Source organism: Bacteroides sp. K03 (assembly GCF_019734355.1).
GTDB lineage: Bacteria > Bacteroidota > Bacteroidia > Bacteroidales > Bacteroidaceae > Bacteroides > Bacteroides nordii.
Window position 1 is genome coordinate 117,148 of sequence record NZ_JAASHC010000001.1, and the last position, 15,121, is coordinate 132,268.

The 15,121-nt window shown below is 40.5% G+C and carries 10 protein-coding genes; 2 read left to right on the forward strand and 8 right to left on the reverse strand.

The features are described from left to right. Window positions 1-30: 30 nt before the first annotated feature. From HCG69_RS00400 to HCG69_RS00415, 4 genes are all read right to left on the reverse strand, one after another. Window positions 31-1,794, reverse strand: coding sequence for a RagB/SusD family nutrient uptake outer membrane protein (locus HCG69_RS00400; protein WP_221648371.1), 1,764 nt, complete (start codon window positions 1,792-1,794; stop codon window positions 31-33). Between the two features lie 13 nt (window positions 1,795-1,807). Then, entirely contained in the window at window positions 1,808-5,113 is a 3,306-nt protein-coding gene (locus HCG69_RS00405) for a TonB-dependent receptor (protein ID WP_221648372.1), read from the reverse strand. A gap of 27 nt (window positions 5,114-5,140) precedes the next feature. After that, the gene (locus HCG69_RS00410; RefSeq protein WP_221648373.1) at window positions 5,141-6,166 is read right to left on the reverse strand and encodes a FecR family protein; all 1,026 of its coding nucleotides are present in this window, start codon (window positions 6,164-6,166) and stop codon (window positions 5,141-5,143) included. 66 nt (window positions 6,167-6,232) lie between these two features. After that, window positions 6,233-6,805 carry an RNA polymerase sigma-70 factor gene (locus tag HCG69_RS00415; protein ID WP_221648374.1) on the reverse strand — a complete coding sequence of 191 codons (573 nt, stop codon included), beginning with the start codon at window positions 6,803-6,805 and terminating at the stop codon, window positions 6,233-6,235. A 262-nt stretch (window positions 6,806-7,067) separates the two neighbouring features. Between HCG69_RS00415 and HCG69_RS00420 the strand changes: the two genes are divergently transcribed. Beyond that, window positions 7,068-7,838: an endonuclease/exonuclease/phosphatase family protein gene (locus HCG69_RS00420; RefSeq protein WP_221648375.1), complete on the forward strand. Its 771-nt coding sequence runs from the start codon at window positions 7,068-7,070 to the stop codon at window positions 7,836-7,838. A 41-nt stretch (window positions 7,839-7,879) separates the two neighbouring features. Here the strand turns inward: HCG69_RS00420 and HCG69_RS00425 are convergent, their stop codons facing one another. The 4 genes from HCG69_RS00425 to HCG69_RS00440 form a co-directional block, all read right to left on the reverse strand. Then, window positions 7,880-9,283, reverse strand: coding sequence for a sugar porter family MFS transporter (locus tag HCG69_RS00425; protein ID WP_221648376.1), 1,404 nt, complete (start codon window positions 9,281-9,283; stop codon window positions 7,880-7,882). Window positions 9,284-9,292: 9 nt separating this feature from the next. After that, window positions 9,293-10,384, reverse strand: coding sequence for a DUF4434 domain-containing protein (locus HCG69_RS00430; protein WP_221648377.1), 1,092 nt, complete (start codon window positions 10,382-10,384; stop codon window positions 9,293-9,295). Between the two features lie 770 nt (window positions 10,385-11,154). Then, window positions 11,155-12,654: an acetyl-CoA hydrolase/transferase family protein gene (locus HCG69_RS00435; protein ID WP_221648378.1), complete on the reverse strand. Its 1,500-nt coding sequence runs from the start codon at window positions 12,652-12,654 to the stop codon at window positions 11,155-11,157. A gap of 33 nt (window positions 12,655-12,687) precedes the next feature. Further along, on the reverse strand, window positions 12,688-13,044 hold the full coding sequence (locus HCG69_RS00440) for a hypothetical protein (RefSeq protein WP_221648379.1): 357 nt from the start codon (window positions 13,042-13,044) through the stop codon (window positions 12,688-12,690). A gap of 331 nt (window positions 13,045-13,375) precedes the next feature. Between HCG69_RS00440 and miaB the strand changes: the two genes are divergently transcribed. Then, window positions 13,376-14,749 carry a tRNA (N6-isopentenyl adenosine(37)-C2)-methylthiotransferase MiaB gene (miaB, locus tag HCG69_RS00445; protein WP_221648380.1) on the forward strand — a complete coding sequence of 458 codons (1,374 nt, stop codon included), beginning with the start codon at window positions 13,376-13,378 and terminating at the stop codon, window positions 14,747-14,749. Window positions 14,750-15,121: the final 372 nt, after the last annotated feature.

A 15,121-nucleotide genomic window follows, 5' to 3' on the forward strand; every position in this document is an offset into this window, starting at 1 on the left:
TATGAGTTTACGGGTATTATATGGTGATTATCAATAATCAGGGTTAGTAAGATTCGGGTCGCGGTCTGTTTCCAAACGTGGGATAGGCCACCATGTGAATTTCGGATCCCAATATCTGTTTCTGTCGCGCACCCTGAGTTTGTCTTTATAAGCCTCATACGAAGGAATATCATTGAGGTCGTGCCGTTCGTCAGTCTTAAAGTCAGGAATGTCGGTTGGCTCTAATCCTTCGTATCTGATGTCCGGTTTAGGTTGTCCGTAAGAAGGATGCTCATTAAGCATATCGCCTATACCCCAGCGCCGAACATCAACGAAGAGTAACCCTTCGAGTGCCAGTTCAACTTTGCGTTCGCGCCGTATTAACTGTCGCATTTTGTTTTGATCTCCTTTCCTGTCTGTCGAAACCTCCGGCATTCCGGCGCGTTTGCGTACTTCGTTAATGGCCGAATATACCGATTCGTCTAACTCATTGAGTTCAATTTTGGCTTCGGCATATGAAAGGAGTATTTCGGCGTAACGCATCAGAATTAGATTGCTCGAAGAGCTCATGAGCAGCTCGGTATTTTCATCCGCATATTTGCGCCATAAGTATCCTACTCCACTATTCACAAGTGATGGGCTGGTGGTGGTAACATCTACATTCGGTGCAGTGTACCAGGCATTTCTACGCGGATAGAACCGGGTCTTATCATCATAAATGTTGAGAATAAATTTCTGAGGGTTATTACCGTCGGTAATGGTATAGTTTATCGTGTCGCCATGTCCTGCCAGCGTGGCATTAAAACGCGGGTCTCTGTTCAATGTAGGCTGTTTCGGGTCATAAAGAGGAGATTCGTCTATACGTTTTCCATCGATACATTCGTAAGTATCTGCAATCAGAGAACTCGGGAAACGTACTGATGATGCATAGTTACGCGATGAATGCCCATAACCTACCGTATGCAATTTTTTCGTACCGTTTGTAGAATACATTAATTCCCATAACAGTTCGTCCCGGACTTCACTCTTAGCTTGGCCGGTCAGATTGAACAAGTCGGAGAATTTGGGTGCCAATTTACGTTTACCGATCACCTTACCTGCTGCATCGGCAGCTATGCTGAAGTACTCGGTGGCTTTGTTTTCTACATTAAAGCTTCCGCCAAATAAGCCCATACGTGCTATCAATCCGTATGCGACGGCTTTGTCCACCCGTCCCCGTTGGGTTGCGGTCCACGGTAGATAATCGGCAGCATCGTTCAGGTCTTCTATCAGAAAATCGAGAATCTCTCCTTTCGGAGTACGTCCTACCTTGTATTCATCGATAGTTACGGGAGCAGTAAAGAAAGGTACATCGCCGAATGCCGATATAAGGTTATAATAGGCATAAGCTCTTAGTACGCGTGCCTCGGCATAATACTGCCTGGCCACATCGCTCATTCCCGCTACGGCATCTTTGGCACCGTAAATTACAGAATTGGCACGGGCGGCTATTTGATATTCTCCGGTCCAGAACGCCTGAATCTTTCCATTGTCGGGGTTTAACGTTCCCCCTGCACCAATCGAACTATTTTCATCTTGTTCGAGTCCGTATGCCGTATAATGGTCGAGAACGATGCATGCAGGCACTGCCCAGTTCATATCGAAGTATAAAAGAGGGTAAATACCGGTAACGCCTTCTTTTAATCCTGCTTCGGTTGCATAGAATCCTTCGGCATCGTAGGCCGGATTTTCCTGGTCGAGAAAATCGGCACATGAGGTAGTACCCATGGTGATAAAAAACGTAGCTATTAAACTATATAAGGTTGTCTTTTTCATCTTTTTTCATCAATTAAAATTCCACATTGAGTCCGAATATAAATGTCTTGTTCAACGGATAGCAGCTTGCACCTGATCCGATGTTGTTTTCAGGGTCGAAACCTTCATAGAAGTTATTTTTTATGGTAAACAGATTTTGTGCACTTGCATAAATTCTCACTTTGGATAGTGCGGCTTTCTGTATCCATGTTTGCGGTAGCGTATATCCCAATACAATATTTTTCAGGCGGCAATAGGCTCCGCTTTTTACCCAAAAGCTTGATATCATATTGTTTGGATTTGTTCCACTGGGGTCTTCAAGTAATATTGGGAATCTTGAATTAGGGTTGTCTTCGGTCCAATAATCCAGTTGATATTTATATATTGTGTAATTACCGGATAAAGCACGTGCCCCTGCTCCGGAGTAATATACATCTCTTTTACCCACTCCCTGAAAGAATAAGGAGAAATCAAGGCCTTTCCAATCGCCGCCTAATGTCAGTCCGAATTCATACCGCGGAGTAGAGTTACCGAGTATCGTGCGGTCGTAGTTATCTATTTTCCCATCAGGTACTCCTTCCGGACCGCTGATATCTTTATATTTAATATATCCCGGTTTTATATTGTTGGGATTACCGCCGTATACAGGAGAGTTGTTAATCTCTTCCCGGTTTTGGAAATAACCGTCGGCAACGTATCCGTACCATGAGTTATATTCTTCGCCTTCTTTGGTTATTGTTGTGGTACCTACGTATTCTTTCCCATATAAGTCTATTACTTTGTTTTTTACATCAGAGAGATTTCCTTTGACGTAGTAGTTCACATTACCGATACGGTCTTGCCAGGATAGCGAAAGTTCCCAGCCGCTGTTTCTCATCGAACCGGCGTTTTCCCATGGAGCCGTCATTCCTACGAATAATGGAACGGGGAATTGCTGAAGCATATCTGTGATGTTTTTTATATAATAATCGAAGGTTGCATTCAAACGGTTATTAAACATGCCAATATCGATACCTGCATTAATTTGTTTTGATTTTTCCCAGGTTATTGCTTCATTGGCCAATTGAATCTGTGCAACACCTGATGCAAGCTCTTTATCAAACCAATATCCATAAGTGCTGGTGCTTCCTATGGATGAAGCATAAGGATAATAGCCGCTGATTGCCTGGTTCCCTAATTCTCCATAGGAGGCCCTTAGTTTCAGATTGCTTACTACGCTTTTAGCCGATTCAAAGAAACTCTCTTCGGATATTCTCCATCCGGCGGATACCGAAGGGAAGAAGCCCCAGCGATGCCCTTTCTTGAATCTTGAAGTGCCATCGTAGCGACCATTGACTTCAAACAGATATCTGTCGTCATACGCATAGTTGAGTCTAAAGAAGTAGGACAACATAGACCATGCATATTTTGAACTGGAATTCGATGCGGTGCTGACGTCACCATTTATAAGTTCTTCATACCCTTCGTAATAGTAGTTTTTACGGCCGGCTAACAGGTAACTGTTCTTCAACTCTTCGCTTTGAAACCCAACTAATGCTTTCAGGTAATTCTTATGGAAAGTCTTCTCATAAGTTCCCTGCAGATTATACTGTTTGGTAACTGTTTTTGTTCTTTGTTCTGACTTTGATGACCCTGTCGTTGGAAATTCACCCTTCGATACGCCATTTTCGTATACCTGGTAGGGCTTTACAAATGCATTAGTTTCTCCATCTGTTCGTTTCCATGAATATGCTCCGAAAATATTGAAACCATCAAAGGGGTCGATAGACAAGGTTGTTCTTGCAGTATATTCGGGAGCAATACTATTCGTTGTGCATCCGCTTTGTACCATAGCAATGGGGTTGGTTCCGTTAATACCATATCCCCATGTACCATCGGCGTTGATGCCCGACATGATGGGGGTCATGGTCAGAGCTTTGCCTATGATATTGGCGGGTGTATCCATTACGGGAGATTTGGCTGTAGCCTGGCGTATACCTATATCTACTCCGAGTTTCATCCATTTATTAATCTTGGTATCTGTGTTTACGCGTAAAGAGGTCCGTGTGAATTTGTTATTATCGATAAGGCCGTTTTGTGCATAATATCCTGCCGTAGCAAAAAGCTTTGTTATATTGTTGCCACCACTGATGCTGAGAGAATAATTTTGGGTTGTTGCGTGGTCTTTAATTACCTCTTTTCGCCAATCCGTATCGTAATAATTAATGTTGTCTACACCCCCATTTTTATATATATCGATGGTTTGGGTGTATAATGGCTCCTGGCTTGCGTTGACACGTGCCACATCTACTGCCTGCATGTACTCGATGGCATTTGTAGGCGTAGGCAGTGTGGTTGGTTTGTTATAGCCCATATAACCATTGAATGTAAGTTTCACTTTTCCTTCGGAACCTCGTTTAGTAGTAACCAGTATCACACCGTTTGAAGCTCGCGAACCATATATTGAGGCAGAAGCTGCATCTTTTAATACAGTAATTGATTCTACCGAATTCAAATCGATGCGGTTCATGTCACCTTCTACCCCGTCGATTAATATCAATGGAGAGGTTGCCGAGTTCAATGAGCCCAGTCCTCTAATCTTGATAGAAGCATTGTCTGCTCCCGGCTGTCCGGATGCCTGAATAGCTGTAAGTCCGGGGATAATACCCTGTAGTGCGGCGGAACCTGTGGAAACACTTCGTCTGAGAATATCTTCGCTGTTCACACTTTGTACTGATCCCGTGAGATTTATTTTCTTTTGGGTACCATATCCTACGACTACTACATCGTCGAGAAGAACATTGGAACTATCCAGAATGATATTCTTGATTTCTGATTTGTTTACCTTGATTTTTAGCGGAGTATAACCTATGTATGTATAAGTTAGTGTAGCCGGTTTATCTAATTGCAATTCATAGTTACCGTCAATATCCGTGATTGTTCCAACATTATTATCAGTTATAATGGAAGCGCCTATCAACGCTTCTCCGTCACTTCCCTTAACCTGACCTTTGATAATGATTTTTCCGGGTGATTGAGAGGGTGATTGTGTACTCCTTTTGGACAGAATGATTTGTTTCTGACTTTTAATGATATATGCAATTTCAGTATCTTTGAATAAGCTATTGAGTATTGTTTCAATGGGTTTATTCTCTGTTTTGAAACTGACCTTTTTAGTGAAATCCGGTAAGTTCTCTGCATAAAAGAACTTATAACCGGTGTCTCCTTCAATTATTTTAATTGCCTGCGCAATTGTTTTATCGGCAATACTAACTGAATGCTGTGCATGAACCGGATAGACTATAACTAACAGCACTAACAGGCATAACAGCTTGAGCGATTTTAAATTATTATTTTTCATAGGCTTAATTTGTTAACTGGTTTATTTTTATCTATGTTTTTTTATTATATCCTTTTGGGCAGAGACTGTTATTACAGAGTCGGTTACTGTGTATGTCAGCGGATAACTCAGACTCATCACGTATAAGACATTAGTCAATGAGTTATTCTGAATGGTACCGGTGAATTTCATATTTCTCAACTTCGTATCGTTGATATTGATTTTTACGTTGTACATTCTTTCGATGGTCTGTGCAATGGAAGACAAGGGTTCGGCATTACAGACAAGCTGTCCTGTTCTCCAATAATTGGCAATTGAAATATCATCAGTAACTGATGCTTTGATAGTCTGTCGTTTCAGATCATAAGTAGCTACTCCGTTAGGAAGAAGAGTCACACTTTGTTCGTTGTTGTAGACTTTGACTTTTCCTTTGGCAAGAGTAGTGGTAATGATGCTGTCAGCAGGATATGCTTTTACGTTAAATTCAGTACCTAACGCTTCAATGTCTACTCCGTTGCATGTTACAACAAATCTTTTATCAGGATTTTTGGCTACTTCAAAATAAGCCTCCCCATTAAGACTTACCACGCGCTCTTCGGAATTGTAATTACCGGTAAATGATATCTTAGATGCGGAGTTCAAGTGTACTATAGTACCGTCTGCTAAGCGCATACTTCCCTTTTGGCCGGGTTCCACTTCAAAAGTATAGATATTGCTTTCCCTACTCTCTTGATGTTCTGCAAAATTATTGTATAGTAAGTAGGCAGTAAATGTTGAGCATAATATAATTGCAATAGCGGCAGCAACTCCTGGAATAGAGTAAATTCGGCGTTTAATGATATGTTTGGACGATGCAGGTTTGGAAATAGGCCCTTTGATTTTTAACTGAATACCGTTCCATATTTCATTTTTAAGCGATTCATCAATATCTTCGGAGGCATTTTCCCATGCTTCCCTACTATTGCGTTCGGCATCTTCGGAGTTCATCCATTTAGCCAGTTCGGCACGTTCGGATGTTGAAGAACAACCTATAAGCAGATTGGTGATTAAATGTTTTATGCGTTCTATCTTCATTTTCTGTGGCTATTTATACTATATATCCACAGCTCCCACAAAAGGATTACAAGAAAGTGAAATATTTTAGAAATGAATTGCAGATACGGAAATAAAGATCATGAATGCAGAGCCCATTTTGGACTTAAGGAAACTAATAGTGCGATGAATCTGGGTAGAAACGGTTTTCTCCGAAATAGAAAGTTCTTGTGCTATTTCTTTGTTAGACAATCCTTTACTCCATCTCATCAGGAATATTCTGCGGCGTGCTTCCGGAAGTTCGGCTAATAATGAAAGAATCTGTTGTTCTATCATGTCTCGTGAGAGATCTTCTTCTATATTTGATTCTTCTCCTTCCTTTGCGGCTTCTTGTACCTTGACGGCATAACTCTTAAAGATGTTAAGACGGCGTATTTCACGGAATAATAAATTTCGGGCAATAGAATATATATAGCCTTCGATATTGCCATTAACGTCGAGATTTGATCGCGAATCCCATAATTGGAGGAATGTATTTTGAGTAATATCTTTCGCCAGATCCGGGTCATATATAAACGAATTTATATAATTGAAAATCTTTCCTGCATACGCATTATAGAGCGACTCAAAGGTCTCTCTACTGCCGGAAATAAAAGATTCTATATCGTTTTGTTTTTTCATAAAAAATGGATTTGTATGATAATTGTGACGGTTCTCTAAAAGTATTATTTATTTTAGTTTTATTGGATTGAAAAAACTGATTTTATCGCGGTTCTTTACTCTCTTGTAACTTGAATTTCGTATTAAAATTCAAAGTTATCACTGTAAAATGCAATTATTTGATAATTACTTGGCCTTTTCATCCTTTTGCGTTAATAAACTTCAATATTAGTAACTAAAAATAAATATTAATAATATATTTGTTTCCAAAATCGAGTATACCATGAAAAAATTATTTTTTATTCTTATTCTTTTATCCGCTTTGGATATAAATGCTCAAGATACTTTGAAGCTCAGAGTGATGACTTATAATCTAAGATTCGGTGAACTTGCAACTATCGATCAATTAGCAGAACACATCAAAGCTTTTCAACCTGATTTCGTGGCTCTTGAAGAAGTCGATGTAAATACTCATCGGACCCTTGCGCCTCATCAAAACGGCAGAGATATGCTCTCTGAATTAGCTGGAAAGACGAATATGTTCGGACTTTATGGAAAAACGATTAACTTCAGTAATGGTTATTACGGCATTGGAATACTCTCCAAACATCCTTATATAAGTGTAAACAAATTAATGTTACCTAATCCTCAAGGGGTGGAACCTCGCGCTCTTCTTGAGGGGTTGTTTGAGGTTGGGAAATCCGATACTATCTTTTTTGCAGCCACCCATTTGGATGTGACAGATGAGAAAACCCGCGAATTACAAGCGCAATACATCACTGATTATTTTAAAAGTTCTTCTTATCCTGTGATAATCGGCGGAGATTTTAATGCTGAACCCAATTCCAAAGTCATAAAGAAAATTATGGCTCGTAATTGGTGGGATGCAACCGATTCGTCTTTTACTTTTCCCGCCTGGGAACCTAAAGTGAAAATTGACTATTTATACGCTCGTCCTCAAAAGGGGTGGAGAATAGTAAGAACCCAGGCAGTTCATTCATTGCTGTCAGATCATCTTCCTATTATCACGGAACTCGAATATGTGCGTGAATAATAAGTTGTTAAGTTTCATTTACATATATTTTATTTATTAAATTATTCTTTATCCCAGTTCTTTTCTATTTCTTCAAGACTTTTTCCGGTGGTTTCGGGAACTAATTTCCATATAATCAGAATGTATGGAACGCACATACCTGCAAAGGTAAGGAACGTGCCTGCCGGAGTTAGGGTTTGTAGCATCCAAGGGGTAAGTTGACCGATGAGGAATGTCCCGATCCAAAGTGAGAATCCGGCAATAGACATAGCCAGTCCCCGGACTTTGATGGGATACATTTCGGATAAAAGTACCCAGATAACGGCACATATAGATATTGCGCAGCAGAATATGTAGCTTAGGAAAAATATTAATAATGCAGTGCTTGGTATCTGTAGTTCAGCTCCTTTGGTAAAGTAGAATGCAATGAGTATTAATGAGATTATCATTCCCGAAACTCCATAATATACTAATTTCTTTCGCCCCACTTTATCAATAATAACCAGTGCCAGCACTGTGGTAAGCATGTTTACCATTCCTACTAATACCTGGTAGAATAGAGAATCTCCACTGGAGAGCCCGCTTTCCTGGAAGATAGACGGACCATAGTACAGTACAGCATTTACTCCCATGAATTGGCCTAAGATCGCGATGGATGCTCCGATAATTACCGCTTTGAGTATACCGGGGCGTAGAAGCAGCGACCATTCGGATTTAGACTCTCCTCCGGCAACTTGTCGTATGGCATTTATCTGTATTTCAGATTCACTTTTGCTACCATAGATCCGTTGCAGGATACGACTTGCCGGTACTTCTTTATTTTTAAGTACCAACCAGCGGGGGCTTTCGGGAATAAAGAAAATGATAAGGAAAAAGAGTAGAGCCGGAACTGTTTCCATGCCTAACATACCTCTCCATATCTCGTCTGAAAAGACTTTAACGATCCATTGGTTGCTCGATTGGGCAGCGGCATCGGCTCCGAGCACCAATTGGTAATTGACCAGATATGCCCCCAGGAAACCGATGGTAATGGCTAATTGGTATAATGATACCAGTCGTCCCCGGTATTGGGGGACGGATACTTCGGATATATATAATGGTGAAATAATGGAAACGACACCGATACCGATTCCCCCAATGATGCGGTATATCACCAGTTCGTTGAAAGAGGATGCCAACGCACAGCCTATGGCAGATGCTGAGAATAGTATGGCCGAGAGAATCATTGTGTTTTTCCGACCACCTCTGTCGCTTAGGATTCCGGCGCAGGCTACGCCGCCAATAGAACCTATCAACGCACAGCCTACATACCATCCTGCCTGAAGAGTGTTTAACCCGAATTGTTGTGATACTTGTGCTATTGTTCCTGAAATAACGGCTGTGTCATATCCGAATAGGAAACCTCCTAAAGCGGCCACTACCGATAAAAATATGATATATCCTATATTTGTTTTTGACTGATTCATTTCTGTTTATTATTTGATATCGAAATATTCTTTATAGCGATCATACAGATGTCCGGCCTGGAGATAAGCTGATTGCGGGCTCATAAAATGAGAGAATTCAAATGTTATAGCTTTATCGTATCCAGCTCTTTGGGCTGCCTCAAGTTTAAGCCGTAATTTATCAAATTTTATTGGGAAAAACTTAATAGGCATATCTCTGTCGAAGGATTCGGCATTTGTCCAGCATTTCAATCCGTATTTATCGGCCAGTCTTTTGTTTACTTCAAAAAAAGCATCCAGTTCATGATAGTCTATCTGTCCGTCCTGGAAAGCGCAAGCGTCTACTACATCACTGATTCCGGCAAATATTTCATCCCACTCTTCTTCGTGTTCTTTTACCGAAATTGAATCTTTTCTGCTGAGTATGGCACTTGAGGCCTGTACGGCTTTTTTTCCGTCAATCCATGGAGATATGAACGTAGGCAATCCGTTTGAAATATCCTTGCATTGTTTTCCCAGTGCGTGGAATGTCCCGATTGCACCTTTGGTCTTTCGGCTGATTTCCGTACTGATATACCAGCCCTGAAAGCTTTTATACTTCTCTCCGTAATTTTTCCAGACTTCGTCAATTACATGTTTGTTGTGTTCTATTTCCCATGTAAGATCATTTGTATCCCAATATTTTCCGGAGTCGTACAAGCCGAAATAGAACTTCATGCCATATTTATCGGCCAGTCGCAGATACATATCCAGAAGATCGACCGAAGGTTTATAGCAACCCTGACCGATCAGATATTCAGATGGATAAGTAATAAATTTGCGATATCCCGAGCGAATCATAATGACAGTGTCTATACCAATCGCTTTCATGTGCCGGAAATCGGCATCCCATTCCTTTTCTCCCCAGTTCTGATGAGGGATATCATGAGATATTTCATCCAGAAAAGTTCCGGTTATTTTTAGTGCATTATCTGTGGGAACGATAAGTTTGTTCCGGATTTCATCAGTTGTAGTTTCTTGCTCCTTTGAGATGCATGAAGAGAGCCATGATGGTAAGGCAATAGCAGCAGTGCCTGCCCATACTGATTTCTTTAAAAATTCCCTCCGATTGTTGATTTTCATATTTCCTGGTTTTTATGATTGTACAGATTATTGGTTTTCTAAAAATAGTATATATTCTATATGGATAGTAGTTTGTTGCACTTTCTTTGTGCATCCTTTTTCTAATCTTCTATTTGTAGGAGATTAGAAAGATGTTTTTTAATAATATCTCGATCTTTTTGGCAAATAAAACAATAAAATTATGATCTTGCAAGTATTTAATTAAATATTTTATTAAATACTCTAATAAAATGGATATATTATATAAAAAGACCCAAATATATCAGGAAAGAAAAACTATAAGTTGAGTGGGTGTATAACTGGCAATGATATGTTTGTAAAAATGTATACTCCGGTCTTTGAGAGGTCAGATTAAAAGTTCTGTTAATTGTATTATTGAATTTTATATTTACAATTAATATTGATAATTATTTCTTTTCTTTTAATCCTGTAAAATCTTATGTATTGTCTGCTTGTTCTTCGTAGAGAATCAGCCTGTTCCTCGTAGAGAATCGTAGCGATCTCCGTAGAGTTTCGGGGTATTCTTCGTAGAGGAAAAAAGTGCTCAATGCAATGTGTTGAAAATGAGTAGTTTGTGTGATCTTTAACTGAACTTTCTTGTGTCTTGTTTTTTCTTGTGTCTTTTGTCTTTAGAAATGTTTTGGTATATTTTTGTATATTTACAAATATGCTATATGATTGGTGGCTTGTGGATATTTGGAATAATAATAGCGGCATAAATCCAAAACTGGATTTATGCCGCTATACTTGAGATTTTGGGGTTGTGACTTTTATCTGGCGTATTCTGCCCAGTTTACATTTCTCATATCTCCACTTTTAGCAAGCTCTGCATGCATACCCAATGCAGCCTGGATACAGTGTGGCGTTTGGGCTTTGCTACCTGCCAGTTTGAGGTAGTCCCAAAGTAACTGTTTGTAATCTGGGTGAGCGCAGTTTTCAATAATAGCCTGTGCACGTTCTTTCGGACTCTTGCCACGAAGATCGGCTATACCTTGTTCGGTTATGATAATATTAACCGAGTGTTCGCTATGATCGAGGTGAGACACCATTGGAACAATGGCACTAATCTTACCTTCTTTGGCCACAGAAGGACAAGTGAAAATAGAGATATAGGCATTACGGGTAAAGTCTCCCGATCCACCAATACCATTCATCATTTTCGTACCACCGATATGTGTGGAGTTTACATTACCATAGAGATCGGTTTCGATGGCGGTATTTATAGAAATGACACCCATACGGCGAACGACCTCAGGACTATTGGATATTTCCGAAGGACGAAGAACCAACTTGTCACGGAAGAAGTCCATATCATCATAAATACTTTGCAGACAGTCGTTGGTTACTGTCAGCGAGCAGGCACTGCCAAATTTAACACGGCCCTCACGAATCAGACCAATTACAGAATTCTGGATAACCTCTGTATACATTTCAAAGGCCGGAATTGTTTTATCGCGACCCAATGCACCCAATACTGCATTGGCGATATTTCCTACACCCGATTGTAACGGAAGGAATGTAGAAGGAATAATACCGCGTTTCATATCGGCAGCCAGGAAGTCGGCTACGTTCTGGCCAATTTTATCAGTCAAAGGATCAGCCTCTGCAAAGCTGCGGGCTTCATCAGGCCAGTTCGTTTCTACTACGCCGACAATTTTATTAGGATCTACTTGTATATAAGGTGTACCGATACGGTCACTTGGCTTGTAGATAGGTATTTCGCGACGATAAGGTGGGTCAAGTGGTTCGTACACGTCGTGCATTCCCATCATATTCTTGCTGTGCGCACTATTCAGTTCTACAATAATTTTATCTGCAAGGCGGCAAACAGTCGGAGCAATACCACCGGCAGCTGTCAGATAGATTTTTCCATCCGGAGTTACTTCACAGGCTTCGATGATCGCTACATTTACTTTTCCCATAAATCCATAACGTACTTCCTGCGCCATCTGTGACAAGTGGATGTCGTTATAAGCAATCTCACCATTGTTTACCGCTTTGCGGAAATCTGAGTTAGTTGTGTACGGAGCACGGTAACGGATTGCTTTTGCGCGTGATAATATACCATCGCATGAGTCACCTGTGGAGGCACCTGTAAAAATACCAATCTGGTACGGGTTTCCTTTAGCGTGTTCAGCTTCTGCTATTTTTGCAATTTCAGCCGTAACGGCTTTAGCCGTTCCGGCAGGAGTAAACCCGCTAAGGCCGATGTTGTAGCCATGTTTTACAAGGCTGGCAGCTTCCGCTGCCGAAATAAAATTCAATGCCATATAAACTGTATATTTTTCGTGTTAGAATTTACATTAATATTTTCTTTGCAATATTTCGGACCAGATAATGGCACGCCTTGCCTCTTCTACCGATTGAATGGAAAACTCACCTTTATCCACTGGGGCTTCTTTGGCAGCTTTGGGTGCTGTAGTAGGGACATAAGTACTTCTAATGCCTTCCTTAGGGAGGGGGGCTTTAGGTGGTGCTGCTACTTTCTTTTGTGGTTTTTCAAAGATTACGGATTCTTTAAATTCTGGTTCATACTCATATTCGGGAGTTGGCATAGGTATGCTTTTTTCTGGCTTGTTGGACTTTTCTTTGTTGAACTGTTTGTAAATTCCAAAAGCGAGAATACCTGCTACCAAAAGAAATTGCATAACATCTTCCATAGGTTCGTTGGATTTTTGTTCGCCAAAGGTAATTATTTAATCTGATTAGAGCTAACATTTTAGCATGAAAAAAGGGCAGCTTCACAGCTCCCCTTAATTTTTTTAACCTAAACCTTAACTATGAAAAAATCTAATGTTTCTTTCATTGCACAAAAGTGTGAAATAAAGTTGAAACCTCCAAGTTGTAACTTGGAAAATGTTTGCTTCTTTAACATTAATTATAACTCTTGGCTTCGATTACTAACTTGAAACGTTATTTTTGTTTCAAATTGCCACTTATTGACTCTGAAGCCGTATCTTTGCAACATCTAATTTAAATAATGATAAAATTATGAGTGAATTAACGGGAGCGGACTTTAAATCCGCAACTGCTGATGACAACAAGAAGTTGTTTATTGAAACGTACGGCTGCCAGATGAATGTGGCCGACAGTGAAGTCATTGCCTCTGTGATGCAGATGGCCGGGTATTCTGTGGCCGACTCTTTGGATGAAGCAGATGCTGTGTTTATGAATACTTGTTCCATTCGTGACAATGCCGAACAAAAGATTCTGAATCGTCTGGAGTTTTTCCACTCGATGAAAAAAAAGAAGAAACATCTGATAGTAGGTGTACTGGGATGTATGGCAGAGCGTGTGAAGGATGATTTGATTGAGCATCATCATGTTGACCTCGTAGTAGGTCCTGATGCTTATCTTACTTTGCCCGAATTGATAGCTTCGGTAGAGGCCGGAGAGAAGGCGATTAATGTGGAGCTGTCTACAACGGAAACGTACCGCGAGGTCATTCCTTCCCGTATTTGCGGAAATCACATTTCCGGGTTTGTGTCTATTATGCGTGGATGCAATAACTTCTGTACGTATTGTATTGTCCCCTATACCCGTGGACGTGAGCGTAGCCGGGATGTGGAAAGTATCCTTAATGAGGTGGCCGATCTGGTGTCAAAAGGGTATAAAGAAATCACGCTGTTAGGGCAAAATGTAAATTCTTATCGTTTTGAAAGAGAAAATGGAGAGGTTATTACTTTCCCGATGCTTCTGCGCACTGTAGCCGAAGCAGCACCAGGCGTGAGAATTCGTTTTACTACTTCGCACCCCAAAGACATGAGTGACGAAACGCTGGAAGTAATAGCACAAATGCCTAATGTATGTAAACACATTCATTTGCCGGTGCAAAGCGGAAGTTCACGTATTCTGAAGTTGATGAACCGGAAATACACGCGTGAGTGGTATCTGGATCGTGTAGCTGCCATCAAGCGTATCATCCCCGATTGCGGATTGACTACTGATATTTTTTCCGGTTTCCACTCAGAGACGGAAGAAGACCACCAGGAATCTCTTTCACTAATGGAGACCTGTGGTTATGATGCTGCTTTTATGTTTAAATATTCTGAGCGCCCCGGTACGTATGCTTCCAAGCATTTGGAGGATAATGTCCCGGAAGATGTTAAAGTGCGTCGTCTTAATGAGATTATAGCCTTGCAAAATCGGCTTTCTGCTGAATCTAATGCGCGTTGTATCGGAAATACTTATGAGGTTTTGGTGGAAGGAGTATCCAAGCGTTCGCGCGAACAGCTTTTCGGTCGTACAGAACAGAACCGTGTAGTGGTATTTGACCGGGGTACGCATAAGATCGGTGATTTTGTAAAGGTGAGAATTACTGAAGCCAGTTCGGCAACGCTGAAGGGTGAAGAAGTAATAGCTTAATCTCGCTTATTTCAGTATGGAAATGAGCGAAACTCACCACAGAGTAACACAGAGTTTAAATCTTTATTGAAACGCAGATGATCGCAGATTTTCGCAAAGGGAAACAAATCTAAGATAAAGAACTACAGTCTTTTAATCTGTGTTAATCCGCGTTTCATCAGATAAATAGTACTCTGTGGAACTCTGTGTTACTCTGTGGTGAAATACACTCAAAACTATTTTAATATGAGTGATTCTTTATTTTTTTGTTCAAGAAAATTTTATCTTTGCTCTAAAGCGAAGATAAGCTGTACCTTGGCATAAAAAATAAACGAGTTCATTTTATTCTGCTCTCGGTTTGCATTATCTTTGCCGTATAAACACTAAATGATT